Origin of the sequence: Endozoicomonas sp. SESOKO2 (genome assembly GCF_024606245.1) — a bacterium.
Lineage (GTDB): Bacteria > Pseudomonadota > Gammaproteobacteria > Pseudomonadales > Endozoicomonadaceae > Endozoicomonas_A.
This window is the reverse complement of the sequence record NZ_JAHHPQ010000572.1, coordinates 1-2,046: the sequence shown is the minus strand read 5'-3', so window position 1 is coordinate 2,046 and position 2,046 is coordinate 1. Positions and strand designations below refer to the sequence as shown.

4 protein-coding genes are annotated in these 2,046 nt (G+C 41.6%); 1 reads left to right on the top strand and 3 read right to left on the bottom strand.

All coding sequences use genetic code 11. From position 1 onward, the window contains the following. The coding region (locus KDK17_RS14055; protein WP_257288316.1) for a CidA/LrgA family protein at nucleotides 1-185 on the bottom strand (185 nt) is incomplete at its 3' end. Nucleotides 186-228: 43 nt separating this feature from the next. On the opposite strand from KDK17_RS14055, the gene KDK17_RS19625 reads away from it, so the two are divergent. Further along, nucleotides 229-471 carry a hypothetical protein gene (locus tag KDK17_RS19625; RefSeq protein ID WP_368736437.1) on the top strand — a complete coding sequence of 81 codons (243 nt, stop codon included), beginning with the start codon at nucleotides 229-231 and terminating at the stop codon, nucleotides 469-471. A gap of 50 nt (nucleotides 472-521) precedes the next feature. Here the strand turns inward: KDK17_RS19625 and KDK17_RS14050 are convergent, their stop codons facing one another. Together KDK17_RS14050 and KDK17_RS14045 are read right to left on the bottom strand one after the other, a co-directional pair. Further along, entirely contained in the window at nucleotides 522-752 is a 231-nt protein-coding gene (locus tag KDK17_RS14050; protein ID WP_257253053.1) for a hypothetical protein, read from the bottom strand. A gap of 75 nt (nucleotides 753-827) precedes the next feature. Further along, on the bottom strand, nucleotides 828-1,523 hold the full coding sequence (locus KDK17_RS14045; RefSeq protein WP_257288315.1) for a hypothetical protein: 696 nt from the start codon (nucleotides 1,521-1,523) through the stop codon (nucleotides 828-830). Between the last annotated feature and the right edge of the window lie 523 nt (nucleotides 1,524-2,046).

Below are 2,046 nucleotides of genomic sequence, written 5' to 3'. Positions count from 1 at the left end.
ACCCAGGACAGTCGAATCAGGCCACTGCCCAGCAGGGCTGCCAGAAGCAGCATTCCGATAATACTGCCCGGAAGGGCATGATTGATCCAGACGCTGAGCAGATCGCCTGCCCACAGACAGGCCATCAGAATAATGACACTGCTTAGCCAGGCTGCCATACGTTGGCATACAAAGGCTATTTTCACTAAAAAACTCCGCTATGATACTTAACCACGAGCCTCTAGCAGCCTGTCGGACTTAAGGCCGTCCTACTGCGGTTCTGAACAGGAATACTTCGATATTCATCTGGATGAGAAAACCGCACACCTGGCCGGGGCGGGTGATGCAGTCTGTGCTTTTGTTAATGACGCTCTCAGTCGGCCAGTTCTGAGTGTCATCGCGGAGTATAATATCAGACTTCTGCTCATGCGCTGTGCCGGATTTAACAATGTTGATCTGGATACGGCAAGAGAGTGGGTATCCCAGGGCTGAAGGGCGCACAGTATGTACGTCTCAGCCGAGCGTGCTGTTAGGTGTCGTGGTTATTTTTGGAAGTGGTTTACAATGACAGCCAGAGTGTCTTCAATCTTGTCAAAACGTTCACGATTTTCTTGCTGGTTAGCGTCAATCTTTTCATTAAGTGACTCAATAGATATTTCCTGCCGTGCGCTGTGCAGGTACAGCTTCCTAATATCGTCCTGTGAGTTTTTTATACTGACCTCTATGCGACTGATGGCATTCCAGAAATCGTCTGTGTCTTTATCGTGGTTCATGCGTACACCTTATGATTATTTCTTGTGCGTTGAGCATAGCAGACAATAAGAGATGGCACAGAGACACCTAACACCTTATTTTAACGGCAATTTCTTCGGCAGATAATCCAGAAAAAGCGGAACAACAATCCTGATACAGTCGGTTGATCCTGGTGATGTACTATTAATGGGAATATATCTTCCACAGGCATCTTTTTTATAACCAAGGAAATGAAGTTTCTCGTTAAACAACTGTTCCTTTTTACTTTCATCGATCTCAGTGATTCCATAAAATTCGGTACTTGATTTGAAAGTGCTTGACTGTTTTAGAAAAGTATTTGTATAGACTTGTAATATCCTAACCTTTTCCTGATCATTAGATGAGTGACATTGGTTAGAGATTGATGCAACATCATGATTGCTGGCATGAGTCACGGTAATTAAATAGTTTGATGGTAAAAGTGACTCAATTTTATCGTCTTTTTCAGTTTCCTTTTCTCTTTCAATCACCTTGCGACTTCCATCTAACAAGATTGATGTTAGCGTTATTACCTGAGAAGAAAAATCAATTAATATTTTTTTCGTTATAGCATCAGGATTCAGCCCATTGAATAAGTCATACTCATACAGCAGATTTGAACTTTCATCCAAAAATTTGATATTCACTTCATAATCATATGGGTCATTGATCTGAAAAAAAAACCTGTTATCAACACAAATAGAATCATTCTCTTCTGAACAAAACCCCGCCGTGGCGATAACCAGCACCACCCCAAAAAAAATAGTTTTCATTTTTATATAATCCTTATTAATTAAATCCTCTGGCAAATGTAGTAGAAAAGATTAAAAATTCAAGCATTCACGAAAGAACCGTTCACATCATTATGGCTCGCTTGTTAATTAGTGTTGTAAAACTCCTGGCGTTAAAGGCCGGATTAGCGAGATATGACCTATCCGGCTGGCCCGGGACAGTAGAATCAGACCACAGCCCATTACGGCTGCCATACGTTTACACAGAAAGGCTATTTTTATTAAAAAACTCGGCTTTGAAGCTTAACCAGGAGCCTGTAGCTCATGGTCGCTTACTGCTCATGCCAGTAAAAAAGGTATCTGAACCGTTCATGAAAATCTGTATCTGTAATACAAAAAACACGATCGTGAATTTTTTGATCAGTACAATGCCGACTACGGCAAGAGAGTGGGTATGACAGCAAATAGCAGGTGGAAAATGCTTTTTCAATACAGTGGTTTTACAGTGACGAGGCAGATAACCTGCCTACCGCCCACTGTTTTATTAGTCGGTTAATTCATAACC